Annotated in this window: 12 protein-coding genes and 1 other RNA gene; 1 reads left to right on the top strand and 12 read right to left on the bottom strand. The window is 44.8% G+C overall.

Annotated elements, in window-relative coordinates; genetic code table 11:
- Positions 1-144: 144 nt before the first annotated feature.
- The 8 genes from aglA to smpB form a co-directional block, all read right to left on the bottom strand.
- Complete coding sequence (gene aglA / locus QBE54_RS01930) at positions 145-1,530, bottom strand: alpha-glucosidase AglA (RefSeq protein ID WP_369018677.1); 1,386 nt, start codon at positions 1,528-1,530, stop codon at positions 145-147.
- 66 nt (positions 1,531-1,596) lie between these two features.
- Positions 1,597-2,445: a carbohydrate ABC transporter permease gene (locus tag QBE54_RS01925; RefSeq protein ID WP_369018676.1), complete on the bottom strand. Its 849-nt coding sequence runs from the start codon at positions 2,443-2,445 to the stop codon at positions 1,597-1,599.
- Positions 2,446-2,481: 36 nt separating this feature from the next.
- Entirely contained in the window at positions 2,482-3,300 is an 819-nt protein-coding gene (locus QBE54_RS01920; protein ID WP_369018675.1) for a carbohydrate ABC transporter permease, read from the bottom strand.
- Positions 3,301-3,427: 127 nt separating this feature from the next.
- Positions 3,428-4,714 (bottom strand): sugar ABC transporter substrate-binding protein, encoded by a 1,287-nt coding sequence (locus tag QBE54_RS01915; protein ID WP_369018674.1) that lies wholly within the window; start codon positions 4,712-4,714, stop codon positions 3,428-3,430.
- Between the two features lie 116 nt (positions 4,715-4,830).
- The gene (locus QBE54_RS01910) at positions 4,831-6,423 is read right to left on the bottom strand and encodes a sensor histidine kinase (protein WP_369018673.1); all 1,593 of its coding nucleotides are present in this window, start codon (positions 6,421-6,423) and stop codon (positions 4,831-4,833) included.
- 110 nt (positions 6,424-6,533) lie between these two features.
- Positions 6,534-7,337, bottom strand: a complete 804-nt coding sequence (locus QBE54_RS01905; protein ID WP_369018672.1) for a helix-turn-helix domain-containing protein — start codon at positions 7,335-7,337, stop codon at positions 6,534-6,536.
- A 236-nt stretch (positions 7,338-7,573) separates the two neighbouring features.
- Positions 7,574-7,931: a transfer-messenger RNA gene (ssrA, locus tag QBE54_RS01900) on the bottom strand.
- A 7-nt stretch (positions 7,932-7,938) separates the two neighbouring features.
- A complete protein-coding gene (gene smpB, locus QBE54_RS01895) occupies positions 7,939-8,385 on the bottom strand; it encodes an SsrA-binding protein SmpB (RefSeq protein ID WP_369018671.1) in 447 nt (148 codons plus the stop codon).
- A 129-nt stretch (positions 8,386-8,514) separates the two neighbouring features.
- On the opposite strand from smpB, the gene QBE54_RS01890 reads away from it, so the two are divergent.
- The gene (locus QBE54_RS01890) at positions 8,515-9,441 is read left to right on the top strand and encodes a tetratricopeptide repeat protein (RefSeq protein ID WP_369018670.1); all 927 of its coding nucleotides are present in this window, start codon (positions 8,515-8,517) and stop codon (positions 9,439-9,441) included.
- On the opposite strand, the gene QBE54_RS01885 is transcribed toward QBE54_RS01890, so the two are convergent.
- The 4 genes from QBE54_RS01885 to QBE54_RS01870 are packed head-to-tail and all read right to left on the bottom strand — an operon-like array spanning position 9,411 to position 13,117.
- On the bottom strand, positions 9,411-9,833 hold the full coding sequence (locus QBE54_RS01885; RefSeq protein WP_369018669.1) for a DUF1667 domain-containing protein: 423 nt from the start codon (positions 9,831-9,833) through the stop codon (positions 9,411-9,413). The two genes, QBE54_RS01890 and QBE54_RS01885, sit on opposite strands and share 31 nt — an antisense overlap.
- The gene (locus QBE54_RS01880; RefSeq protein WP_369018668.1) at positions 9,796-10,998 is read right to left on the bottom strand and encodes an NAD(P)/FAD-dependent oxidoreductase; all 1,203 of its coding nucleotides are present in this window, start codon (positions 10,996-10,998) and stop codon (positions 9,796-9,798) included. Before QBE54_RS01880 ends, QBE54_RS01885 begins: the two co-directional genes overlap by 38 nt.
- A 46-nt stretch (positions 10,999-11,044) precedes the next feature.
- Positions 11,045-12,478: an NAD(P)/FAD-dependent oxidoreductase gene (locus QBE54_RS01875; RefSeq protein WP_369018667.1), complete on the bottom strand. Its 1,434-nt coding sequence runs from the start codon at positions 12,476-12,478 to the stop codon at positions 11,045-11,047.
- Between the two features lie 33 nt (positions 12,479-12,511).
- Positions 12,512-13,117, bottom strand: coding sequence for a glycerol-3-phosphate responsive antiterminator (locus QBE54_RS01870; protein ID WP_369018666.1), 606 nt, complete (start codon positions 13,115-13,117; stop codon positions 12,512-12,514).
- Positions 13,118-13,264: the final 147 nt, after the last annotated feature.

The following is a 13,264-nucleotide window of genomic DNA, read 5'->3' as shown; positions in this document are numbered from 1 at the left end:
TTGGCAGGGAATCCAGACAAATACACTCCTATTAAGCCTTCTCCTAAGCGAAATGATTTATTCCAGTATTCTTTCACCAAAAACACTATCCGTTTCGCTTAACATATTCTCAAACTTTTAGCAAAACTAAATTCAACTCCACCCTCATCGATAACCAAAGTACCTGGCTAATTCCTCATTGATGGGTAAGCTCATAATCTCTTCAAGTACTGCCTGAATCTGTTCAAAGGACTTGGTACGGGGGTCTCTAACCAGAAATTCTTCAAGCACTCTCTTGTCTTGGCTCAGGAAAGCTTCCAGTGCCCAGCGCATGCGCAGAATCCTGGGCATGAGATACATCTCTTTGATTCTCCAGGTCAAATCGGGCTCCAATTTCTCTGGATACAGACCATCTTTTCTCACCACCACAGGAATCTCTACCACCACATCATCAGGTAGACCAGAAATAACACCCTGGTTTTGCAAGTTGAGAATCAAACGAGCTTCTGGTCCACCTGAAAGAGCGTTTATGAAGGGAATGTGCTGTTCGCCACTCATCTTCTCTTTGCTGAAGAGCTCCGGATATATCTCAGTGAGTTTGGAGTGGGGATGTTTTTGAATCTCCTGGGCAAGGTCCAGGAGTTTGCGCTTGCTTTCTCTCAACTGCTGGTGATAGCGAGGGCGTTCCACTTCATTATCAATTCCCCCAAACTCTCCATACCATCTTCTCTTGGTCTCCAGGTTGTAGTTGTACTTCCAGCTTCCATTGCGGCAGGTATCCCCAATGGGCAACATACCATAGAAACGGTACATATCAATCACGGCCGGGCTCAACTGGACATCCCAGGGAGTGCGAGGTTTCCAGGAAGAAGCATTCTTCTCTATCCACTCTTCAAGCAGGGGGTAGGCATCCTTTCCCCGGTACAGGAAGCGATTCATCCAAATGCCATGATTAACGCCTGCAACCTGCCAATCCACTTCCTGAGACTCAAGACCCAGGGCACGGAAAACCTCAAACACCCCTGAAAAACCATGGCAGAAACCAATAACCTTTGCTCTGGTAGTCTGAGTGAGTAATTGGGTAACCTCAAAAACTGGGTTGGCAGTTTGCAACAACCAGGCTTCAGGACAGAGTTTTTCCATGATTCTGGCAATCTCCAGGGACAGCTTAAGATCCGGATAAGAACAGATGACATAGGAATAGGTGGAAACCATGTTGAACTCCTGGCTGTCAATACCCCGGTAATAACCGTGCTTTTCTCCAGTTTCGGTGACCTTTTCGTAACGTTCAGGATAAAGAGGAGCAGCAGTGTTGATTACAAAATCTGCTCCCTCCAGAGTCTGTTCAAGACTGGTGGTTTTTTCAAAGGAAAGCTGAGCGCCAAGCTCCTCTGCGTACTTCTGAGCCAGGAAATGAACGGTATGCAGTTTTTCTTGATTTATGTCCATCAGGGAGATAAAAGCTCCAGAGAGGTTTTCAGTCTTTGCTATATCACCTATCAGCTGTAAAGCAAAACGCACACTTCCTGCTCCTACTATGGAGATTTTCATCGTGGGGTACCTCCTTTTGGTGTATAAAGTGAAATTTATCCAAATTCAACTCACTATTCTTTACATCTACCCTTTCAAGCCAGTAAGGGTAATACCCTCCACAAAATAACGTTGGGCCGCAAGAAAAGCTATTACCATCGGACATATAGACAAAATAGTGCCTGCCATCAGCAAATTCCACTGAACGTCCACATCACCACGAAACATTGCCAAACCAAGAGTCAGAGTTCTTTTCTCAGGACTATTAAGAAAAACCAGTGGGTAAAGATAGTTGTTCCACATAGAAAGGAGAGTGAAAATACCAAGCGTAGCCAATGCTGGCTTGGAAAGAGGTAAAATTATCCTGGTAAACCTTCCAAAATATCCACAACCATCAAGAATAGCAGCTTCTTCAAGGTCTCGGGGAATGGTTAAGAAAAATTGCCGCAAGAGAAACGTGCCATAGGCAGCCGTCAGGCCCCACATGGGGAGTATCAAAGAAGCGTGAGTATCAATAAGACCAAAGTTGCGCATCAGAATAAAAACCGGAACCAGAGTAACCTGACCGGGAACCATCATTGTCGCAAGATATATTAGAAAAAGCAGGTTTCTTCCAGGAAAGCGTAGTCTTGCAAAAGCATAAGCTGCCATGGAAGAACTTGCTAAAACCCCAACTGTGCACAGAAAAGAAACTTTTACTGTATTCCATATATAAAGCAGAAAAGGCACCTCTTGAAAAACTTTGAGGTAATTGCCCCACAAAAATTTTTTAGGAATAATGGCAAAGGGACGCAACATTAACTCTGAATAGGATTTTAACGAAGCAGAAATCACGGGTAAAAAGGGACCAAACATCAAGATTGCTCCAACGATTAAAATAACATGTACCAGTATCTGCCAACCCATGGTTTCTCCTTCGAGTTTTTTTAAAGCCATATCATCAGCTCCTTCTATCGCAAATTGAGTTCGCGCTCAATAGTGAACCCATCGTCTGGCAAAACGCATTTGCAAAATAGTAAACCCAAGAACTATCAGGAAAAGCACATAGGCAACTGCTGAGGCATAACCCATTCGGAAAAATTGGAAAGCGCATTTATATATGTATTGGACCAAGCTGATAGTAGCAGTTCCTGGACCTCCCCCGGTTAGAACGGTAGTAACATCAAAAACGCGAAAAGAAGATATAACCGACATAATGGTAACGAATAAAGTAGCAGGTGAAATTAAAGGTAAAGTGATATAACGGAACATTGTCCACCTACCGGCTCCGTCGATTTTGGCTGCTTCATATATCTCTGCGGGAACATCTTGTAAAGAAGCAAGAAAGATGACCATATTGTAACCAACATCTTTCCACACTGATACCGCAATAACCGATGGCATCGCCCATTTATCAGAAGTAATCCAGGGCACTGGACCAAGCCCTATTTTACGAAGGAGGAAGTTCAAGAAACCAAAGTTGGTATCATAAAGCCACTGCCACATTAAGGCAGCAGCCACTGAAGAACACACTACAGGCAAAAAATAAATCGTTCTAAAAGCCTTTAAGCCAAATACTCTTTTATTAAGGAGCAAGGCCAAAAACAAAGCAAGCAAAATCTTACCCGGGATGCTTCCAAAGGAAAAATAAGCAGTATTTCGCAATGCATCTTTGAAAATAGAATCTTTCGAGAGTCTCTGATAATTTGTAAAACCCGTCCACTCTTTTGTTCCAACCAAATTCCAATCTTGGAAACTCAAAATAAAAGAACTAACAATAGGATAGGCAACAAAAACGCTTATGACCGCCATACTTGGTAAAAGGAACAAACAAGCTGCTAAAATGTCTTTCTTCTCCCATTTGGACAACTAAATCACCCCCAGCCCCTGGAGCAACGGGCTTGCCCCAGGGGATATACAGACTACACCAAACTTTTTGTCAGTTTTTGCTTTTCATTATCTCCTCAATCTCAGCTTTAACTTCTGTAATTGCTGTTTTGGCTTCTATACCAGCACTCCAAGTTTTTTGTAAAGCCGGTATTAGAACTCCTTCAATTTCGAGCCAACCTTTGCGCAAGGGCAATGTTCGCCCGTAAGTAGAAGATATAAGCTGGGTTATTTCCTTGATTTTCCTGGGGGGTTTGGTAGGATCAAGATAGAGATCCCACAATTCAGGTATCTTAGAAGTGGGTGGTATTCTTTTGGCTTTTGCATAGAGGCGATCACCAGGGCCACCAGGTGCCCTCAAAAACTTAAGAAATTCCCAGGCCTCCTCAGGGTGCTTGGTACTGACGCTAATACCCACGGTGTTGGATTTAACAACGGTGGTGTTGGGAATGTCTTCGCCAGTGGGACAATGAATAACCTCAAAATCTAATCCCTCGATATTCTGCATACCCAAGATCTCTGCAGCAGAAGCCCTGCGTATAGCTATCAGATTTTGAGCAAATAAGCGAGTAACCGCTTCTTCAGTAGGTAATTCGAGCGGATTAGCAAAAACACCTTCACGAATTAAAGACGCTATTTCATCTAATCTCTTAACAGCCTGTGGTTGATCAAGCGTAAACTTGCTCTTAGTTTGATCAAAAATATCTCCTCCAGCAGCCCATATAAAAGGTAAAAAATAAGCTATGTTCGTGAAAGGTGCACCGTATCCATACTTGCGCTCAATACCACTACCTCCGGCTATGGATCGAGCGGTTTCCACAAAATCCTCCCAGGTCCAGCCAACCCTAGGAACGTCTATACCAGTGTCTTTGAACATTTTGATGTTGTAGGCAAGATAGAGTGGAGCCGTGCCCCAGGGCAAACCATACATTTTGCCCTCGTACATGCTCTCCGGCAACCCCATTTCGTAATAGAGACTGAGATCTATGTTGTCCCTTTCAATAAGCGGATCGAGATTCATCAACGCATTAGCATCCATAAAATCTGCAAAATAATAGGAATTAATTCTCATTACATCTGGAGCAAGGCCACCGGCAATCATGGTCAAAAGTTTGGTGTGGTATTCAGCATGAGGCGCAGCTATAGGTTCGATTTCAATGTTTGGGTATGTTTTTTGAAACTGCTTTATAATTTCTTCTTCAATTCCTATCGACATAGGATTACCCCAAAAAGCATATTTGATCTTGACTCTTTCTTGAGCTCCTGCTGTTGCCAACAAAAAGCTTAACGACACCAACAATACAATACAGAAAACAACGTTCAAGCGTTTGACAAACATAAATATTACCCTCCTTTTCTTAGAGAATGCGAAAAGCAAATTCCTTTCTCTTTGTAAGGGTTAAGAGGAGTTATGTAAAGACACAGATTTTTTCAAAGTGTGGATTATTTTTAGATTCAGGAAGGCCGGGAAGTTTTTTCAGAAGCGGGCACAAAGGGCAAGGTGGCAACAACAACGGTAAATCCATCTTCCTGCTTCAGGGTAATTCCTGAGAAACCACCGTACATTAGGTAGAGGCGGTAATGGGTGTTAAGAATGCCGATTTTCGAAGTCCATTCCGGAGAAGCTTTTCTGGAGTTCTCTGTTGCATTGCGCAACATTTTCTGTAACTCTTCCAGTTTTTCAGGTTCAAAACCAGGCCCATTGTCTTCAACCTTTATCTTGAGATAATTACCATCACGCTCCACCACAAGCCTTATTTCTACCGGCTCCAAAGTTTCCTCTACAGCGTGTACGAAACAATTTTCTATTAGTGGCTGAACGCTAAACTTCAAAACAGTTGCATCAAGTAGTTCTTTGGGGACTACTTCGTGATAGGTGAACTTGTCTCCAAAGCGAAGTTTTTGAATGGCAACGTAATTTCTTACACACTCCAGTTCTTCACGCAAAGTTACCAAACTTCCTGCATTCTTGGTAACATAGCGGAATATTTCCGCAATGGCTTTTATAGCTCTGGGAATAAGATGGTAGTCTCTGGGATTTGCAAGTGAACATATTCTGCTCAAGGCATTAAACAAAAAGTGAGGATTTATATAGGCCTGCAAAGCACGAAGTTCAGCTTTTTTGTTACGATACTTCAGTTCCCGGATCTCTATTTCTTTAGAATATCCAAAAGCAGTCAATATAGAAGCTACAGCGATAAAAAGAATAGCAACCATTACAAAAACAGTCATCACCCTGCGCATGGGTAAAAGCAAATATTCACTGGGCCTAACCACTGTAATAACCATCCCCAGACTACTGTCCTTCACGAACGCGCCCACCCATTTTTCACCGTCTTCTTCGTAAAATAACGTGCCCTGCCCCTCCTGAGGATGTTCGAGAAAATATTGTACCAGAGGCCTTTTCGAATCATCGCGTAAGCCAACTACAGCCCCTCTGCTCTCTTCAAGAGGAGAAGCTATCAGAAGTCCTTCCAAAGAGTAAATGTTAACTGGAGCTTTGTTCCATACCCAATTAACACTTTTTCCAGTATCATCAGAAACCGCTTTTGATACATCCAAATCCAATCCACCAACTCTAAGGGGCTTGCTACCTTTCAAAACAATACTGATCAGGGTAACCAGAGCAGAACCACTACCTGAATCCTTGAAGGGAGCGCTCACAATGGTACCAGTTTCCCAGAGGAAAAAACCGGGGAAAAACTCCACCGGATACTTACCACTCAAAAAATCCTTCCAAAAGGGTCGGTTCCTAATCTTTGTTACCTTGGCGTTCGAAGAAGCAATAATTGCCCCATTGGGATAAGCAACCCAAGCTTGAACAACGCCAATATTCTTATTTCTCAAATCATCAAGCCGTTCTAAAAGGAGTTTTGCTTCTCCCGCACCCGCAAGATTCGAGCTCGCCAGAGCATCCAGACTTGAAGCAATACGCACAACCGTCCTTTGCAACTGTTCAGCATAAAGCCGAGCTTCCCACAACACCTTTTGACGAGATTCCCTTATCAGTACCCCTGAAATTGTCTGCAGAGTAAAAGACCCAACCACTCCTGTTGCTATCAAAAGAAGACTCAGAACTATGACAAATTTATGCCTGAAAAATCTAACTAACCCTCTAAGGCTTGTAAAACGATGAAAAAATGTGCATAGTTGATTTGCTAACCTTTTAAGAGTTTTTTGCATTTCTCCCGGTACTCGGTTGGAGAACAACCTACCAGTTTGCGAAAGACGCGAGCAAAATATCTGGCATCTTCGTAGCCAACAGTTGTTGCTACCTCCTGGATTTGCAAAGAACTCTTTCTAAGAAGGCACTTCGAAGCCTCAATCCTTAACCTGGTAATATAGTCTACCACACTTTCCCCTATAAACTTGCGGAAACTATAACTAAGGTAAGCCGGACTCACCCCCACCTGCCGCGCTATTTCGGGAAGAGTAATTTTGTTGCAATAACTTTCCTGGATAATTGCTAAAGCCCTGCCCAGATAATCTGGAAGAGTAAACGTTTCAAGATTAATGGGCAAAAGGAACTCTTCCACAACTTTAGAGCGTATCTCTTCTTCAATTTGTTGTTGTCTTTCACGTTCCAAAAGCAAGACACTCTCGAGTTTTGCAAAGAGCTTAGCAAGATCTTCACTTCCTACTGGTTTAAGCAAGTAGTCCCAAACGCCAATTCGCAGGGCCTCCTGCACCAAAGGGAAATCGTCGTAACCGCTTACAACCACGCTCTTTCCTTGCCAACCCCTTTCTTGGGCAAGTTTCAGCATAGTCAGTCCGTCCATTTCCGGCATTTTAATATCGCTGATAATCAATTCGGGTGAAACAATCTCCAGAAGCGCTAAAGCATCCAAGCCGCTCGGGGCCTTGGCAACTACTTGATAGGTATCAGAAAGCTCACAAATTAAATTTTCGAGGTAATCAAGCGTAGACTCCTCATCATCAACTAACATTATTTGCAAAAACAACCTTTTACCCCCTCCGCTTCAACTCAGGAAAAAAAGACCAAAAGAATGTCTAAAATCATTCCCTCTGATATATTATAATTCATTCTATCGTCAGAACCTGCGTACAGCCCCTCTATGAAATATTCCGAAGAAGTTCTCCTAATGCAAAAACCTCAAGTATAGAAAGAAGCAGTTCTGGGGTTGCAAAGCGGAAAACAAAGCAAGTTGGATCACTCAGCACCGCCATTAAAACAAACTGGTGGAGGCGGCGGGAATCGAACCCGCGTCCGAGACCTACAGGCCAGAAAAGCCTACGAGCGTAGCCTCAGTTTTAAATTTCGCTTGAGGGCCTCCCTGAGGCCGGATGCTCCTCAAGCTATCCCCTTCGTTTCTCGTCCCGGGAAGTCGGGGAATTTTCCCGGAACCAGCCCGCTCTTTGACGCCATCTGAGCTTAGCAGGCGGTCAGCCCAGAGGCGTGCTGCTTTTCAATTAAGCAGCAAGTGCCAGTTCGTTGTTGGCGTTTATTGTTGTTCCACCTTTTTTACGAGCCCCGGTGGAGACCTCGGCTCGCCTTTTCTAACCCGTCAAGGCCCCGTCGAAACCAAGTCGCCCCCTCATTGATTAGCGAAACTTTTCCAGATGCCGAAGCTTGCGCTCTTCTTCTCGCTCCTGAATTTCCCGGCGTCGATCGTAGACCTTTTTGGGTTTAACCAGAGCTATTTCCACTTTCGCCCGGTTGCGGTCATTAAAGTATATCCGCAAGGGCACAATTGTCAAGCCCCGTTGTTCACTCCAGGAACCCCAGCGCACAATTTCCTTTTTGTGCATAAGGAGCTTGCGCGGTCTTTTGGGATCGTGATTGAAAATATTACCAAAATGGTAGGGAGCAATGTGTAAATTGTAAATCCACATCTCCCCATTTTTCACTCTACAGAAACTTTCGTTGAGACTCACCGCACGGTTGCGCAGAGCTTTTACCTCTGTACCCTGCAACTCTATGCCTGCCTCAGCAGTATCGATAATCTCGTAGAGATGTCGTGCCTTCTTGTTTTCAGCTACCAGTTTCACTCCAAATATAACCTGCCTTCAGTAAAAAAATTCCCAGCATGGACTCCTTCACAAAGGAACCCATTTAAAAATTTAGACTACCTGTATATTATATTGTATATTATATAGCATAGAGAGAGGTGACAGGCGTTGAAACCAAAAGAAATACCAGACCTGGATGAAGTGAGAAAATGGATTGAAGAATATGGCAAAAGAGTGGTCAACATAAAAGACCAGAAAGGCAGAGAAATGGAAATCATAGAACTACGGGATAGAATAGAAGAGGCTCTTTCTTTCTATCGTGAGCGAGGAGCCTTTATAGCACCCGAAGAAACCCGTTTGGGCAATCTGGATGCTGAATTGCGCAAAATAGCTCCCTTATTTGTGAAAATGGTGGGTGCAAAAACCTTGGAACAGGAAAGAGCCAAACACAACCCACCGAAAGAGCGTTTTTACTGGTGGATAGACCAGATTGTCCGCGAAGAGAAGCGCAAAAGAACCAAAAAAACGCTCACCAGCGTTACGGTAGCACTCGCGGTATTGCTTGTGCTCTACTTTCTAGTATTCCGCCTGCCACCAGCCGAAAAACAATATCTCGACGCGCTGTATGAAGCGGAACAGTTTATTGGTGCCGGAAAGTTTGAGGAAGCATTAGCAAAGTGTGAGGAAGCGCTATCCATTTTTCAAGATCGGCCTACCCCTTACATAATGGCGGGATGCATCTTAGAAAAGCTTGGTGAGGCAGAAAAAGCGCAGTCTTATTTCCAGCAGGCACAGAAACTTTACGACACTGAAGCGGAATTCAAACTGGAAAAAGCCACCTGGTACTTTAGAGTCGGTATGTCAGAAGCAAGCAAAAGAACGCTGGGAGAAATACTGAAAGAGGACCCCGAAAATGTTTATGCCCTAAACCTCCTGGGAGCTATCTACGAAGAGGAAAACAACATCGTTGAAGCGCTCAAAGCCTACCAGAAAGTCCTGGAACTTGCTGAAGAAAAGGGTCTTGACACACTCATACCAGTAACCAAAACCAAAATTGCCATGCTTCAGCTCAAGCTACCCCTCAACGTTCCCTGAGCGCTTTTCTCAAGTGATACTGAGCGAGTGGCCAGAAGGTCAACACCTTCGCCGAGAAGGTTGGAAACCACCACTTCTCCCATTTGAATTGGAGCTTGGACTTCGACACTCTTTAAAAATTCCATAAGAGCAGGAATTTTCTCTTTTGGAAAAGGATGGGAAGTTTTGACTGGTAAGCGGCGAAGCTTGCTGCCTTTAAGTTTAACCGTGGTGGTAACCACTCGGCGAGGACAGGAAATTTCAGCAATTGCATATTCTTTTCCCCTGGAACAGCCACCCTTCACCTCCCAGGAGTCGCCCTGCCCTCTGACCACTTCCAGGGTACAACCCTGGGGACAAACTATGCAAATCATCTTACGATAATCCCTGGATTTCTTCTCCAGTAATTTCAACTGTTATCTCTCCCCCTTCTTCAGGCCAGGGAATCCGCCTTGACTCTAAACGTAGCATCTCACTGGGTCGGCACACAGGCACTGGAAAAGTGTAGAAAACTTTCCCCTTAAAGGAAAACAGCAAGTGAGCCTTGTTCAGCGCCCTATAAGCACGAATAAAAAGCATCCCTTGCCGGGGATTGCAAAGATAATGAGGCAAAACAATTTGAATCCCTTCACCAGGTAGCAAGCGAAAACGGGGAGTGCGCTTTTCGCTTTCTTTCCAGTGTTTCCCCGCAATTTCACCCACCAGAGTTACATAATCAACCAGGTCAAAAACCGCCACCACGTTACCGCAGGCAAAAAACCCCTCACGCATAGTTGCAAATCGTTCATCAATATAGGGACCACCGCTTCGCTCACAAAGAGGTATACCAGCCTGGCGGGAAAGTTCGTTTTCGGGAATCAGACCTACCGAAAGAAGCACTGTATCGCAGGGAATGGCCTCCTCGGTTCCTTTTATAAACTGTCCCTTTGAGTCAACCTCACACACTACTACCCCTTCCACCCGCTCCTCACCATAGATGTAAGATACGGCATGAGAAAGCAAAAGGGGGATGTCAAAATCCAGAAGACACTGCACATAATTTCTTACCAGCCCACTCAAGGTGGGTCTGATTTCAACCACCGCTTCTACTTTTGCTCCTTCAAGAGTCAACCTTCTTGCCATAATCAACCCTATGTCACCAGAACCAACAATGACAAATCGCTTTCCCGGAAGATATCCCTCCACATTGACAAGATACTGGGCAAGGCCTGCAGTAAAAACTCCTGCAGGGCGACCTCCCGGAATGTTAATCATGCCCCGGGTTCTCTCTCGACAACCCATACTCAGAAAAACTGAACGAGGCCTAAATTCAAAAATTCCACCCCGCTGAACCGCGGTGACTCTTCGATCTGGAGAAAGGCGTAAAACTGGAGTTTCCAGCAATACTTCCACGCCTGTTCGCTTCAAAGCCTGAGCGAAGCGCTCCGCATACTCAGGACCGGTAAGTTCCTCACCAAATTTATGCAGGCCAAAGCCAGAATGGATGCACTGATTGAGAATGCCTCCCAGCTCTTCCCCTCGTTCCAGAAGAAAAACCCTTCTGGCTCCATTTTCCCAGGCAGAAAGTGCCGCCGCCATGCCGGCTGGGCCTCCACCAATAATCACCGCGTCAGCGTCAAAGCACTTAGGCAGAAAAGTTCACCTCCTTGGTCTCACCCGCAAGAAGCCAGGAACGCTTTCCTGATTTAACCAGACTTCGATAATCAATGCCCAAAACTTCCATCATGATTTTGGGAAGGTGCATCCCACAAAAACTCCCCTGGCAACGCCCAGCTTGAGTACGAACTCTGCGTTTCAGGCTATCCAGAGTTCGAGCTCCTGGAGAAAAAAGAAGAGCATGTTTTACTTCTGCCAGGGTTACCTCTTCGCAGCGGCAAATAATTTTTCCCCAATCAGGGTCTTGGGCAATAAGCTTTTCCCTTTCCTGGTCAGTGAGTTCCGAAAAAACCGGAAAAGGTTTCCTGTATTCAAAGTTCCTTTTTTCAACCAGACGAAGACCACGCGAACGAAGTAAATCCCCAACGTAAGCCGCAATTCCAAAACAAGAGGTCAAACCTGGTGACTCGATGCCACACAAATGCAAAACTCCTGGAAAACGTTGTGAAAAAAATATGTGAAAATCGCGATCGGGAAGTGTGGGACGCAAACCTGAAAAATGAGTAATACTGTTTTCCAGAGGAAGAGAGGGAACCAGACGACGTGCGCCCTGAGCGACTTCCTCAAGACCCTGAAGGGTAGTCTCTGTGGTATCCGCCTCCTCAAAGTTGGGTCCAGCAAGAATATTCCCTTCAGGGGTGGGGGTTACTAGAATACCCTTACTTTCTGAAGAAGGAACCGGGTAAATAACCCGTTTTACATAGCCAGCAAACATTTTATCCAGCACGAAATATTGACCTCGATAGGCCTTGATTGCCTCTATTTTGTCTCCGCAAAGCCAGGCCAGACGGGAGGAAGAAAGACCAGCACAATTAACCGCAAAGCAAGCAGTGTATTTTTTACCACCAGCATGAAGGGAAACTCTTTTGCCATCTTCTTCAAAAGCAGTTACCTCAGCATCAAAAATAAACTCAACACCATTTTGAAAGGCAGTTTCAGCCAGAGCTACCGTCAGCTTAAAGGGTGAAATAACCCGGGTTTCAGGATCGTAAAAAGCTGCATACACTTTATCGCTAAGGTAGGGTTCAAAATTCTTTATCTCTAAAGGAGTAACGATTTCTCCCGAAGACCCACCCCTTGCCTTGAGAATACGCAAATAAGTCTCTTCCTCTTTCGAAAAAGCCACAGTGAGTGCCCCACAGCGCAGGAAAGAAATCCCCAACTCCTTCTCTGCTTCATCCAGAAGAGGGAGTGAACGTAGGTGAAGTTCGCCCTTCAAAGTGGATGGAGTATGGTAGCTTCGAGCATGGAGAATACCGGTGTTGGCTTTGCTTACTCCACAGCAGATATCCAACTCTTTTTCAAGCAAAAGCACTCGCAAATCAAAGCGCGATAAATACCAGGCAACCGCACATCCCACCACGCCGCCACCAATGATAACCACATCATAGCTTTCGCTCACCAGTAGCGCTACCTCCAACCTTAGTCTACCGTATTATCCACTACATCCCAGCTCTTTATTGAGCAACCACATTTTCTGATAACTCGTGGAAACTCCTTGGGCACCACCGCGTAAAATTTTTACCACGTCGCTCTTTTTGCGAATAAAACCGCCGCAAATAAGCGGAGGAAGTTCCTCCAGTGGAAGGATTCCCTTTAAATGGGGAAAGATGATTCCGGGGAGAATTTCCAGAGCATCGGGAGAAACCTCTCGAACTACGCGCAGCGCAGTACGCAGGGATTCGCTGTCTATGAGGAACAACCTGAAAATGGTTAAAAAACCAGCCTTGCGTGCCAAAGTTAAAGTACGCAAGCGGGTAGTGATGACTCCACTAACAGCTGGAAATTTCTCTTTCAAAAAGCAGAGACCGCTCTCGTCAGAAGCAATGCCTCCAAAAAGATCCATATGCACAAACAGAAAGGGCCGGTACTCCTCAAAGAGCAAAGAAATAGTCTCCAGGTTTTGAATGTCTCCTTCAAGAAGGAAGAAAACCGAACAAAGGTCCAGAGAGACCTTCTGGTTAATCATTAAATCCAGATTCGAAGGCCGCAAAGCGCCAATAACTGGTTTTCTCTTCAGGCTCTCCAAAAAGCTGCTCATCGCAAAAATAAAAGCCTTCCAGAAAGAATACTTCTGGAAGGCTTTCTCCTTTTCTCCACGCCTTTTACATTATAGCATATTTTTTAAAAAGCTGGTTGTAAACTGAACACAAAATGAGCTTTCTTCAGCCAAACTTCGTTTTTTATC

The sequence above is a fragment of the Thermatribacter velox genome (assembly GCF_038396615.1).
Taxonomy (GTDB): Bacteria; Atribacterota; Atribacteria; order Atribacterales; family Thermatribacteraceae; genus Thermatribacter; species Thermatribacter velox.
The sequence above is the reverse complement of the archived record's forward strand: the minus strand, read 5'-3'. Positions and strand labels throughout refer to the sequence as shown.